The sequence below is a fragment of the Saccharothrix sp. ST-888 genome (genome assembly GCF_000955975.1).
GTDB lineage: Bacteria > Actinomycetota > Actinomycetes > Streptomycetales > Streptomycetaceae > Kitasatospora.
In genome coordinates, this window is the sequence record NZ_JYJF01000725.1 from 1 (window position 1) to 332 (window position 332).

Annotated in this window: 1 pseudogene; it reads left to right on the forward strand. The window is 66.6% G+C overall.

Annotation, left to right across the window (positions count from 1 at the left end):
• Nucleotides 1-332: pseudogene (locus UK12_RS34370) on the forward strand (adenosylhomocysteinase); the annotation flags it as partial.

Consider the following 332-nt stretch of genomic DNA (forward strand, 5'->3'; position numbering starts at 1 on the left):
GCGGAAAGGTCGCCGTCGTATGCGGTTAAGGCGATGTGCGCAAGGGCGGAGCGGAGTCGCTGCGGGGTCAGGGTGCGCGGGGGAGCGTGACGGAGATCGACCCGATCAGCGAGCTGCCGGCGGCTCTGGACGGCCACCAGGTGACAACCCTGGAGGAGGTGGTCGAGACGGCGGACAGCTTCATCACGACCACGGGCAACAAGCACATCATCCCGGCGTCGCACATGTCGAGGGTGAAGCACGAGGCGAGCGGGGGCAACACCGGTCACTTCGACTCCGAGATCGAGATGGCGGTGCTGCGCCAGCTGCCGGTTGTGGTGACTACAGAGGTC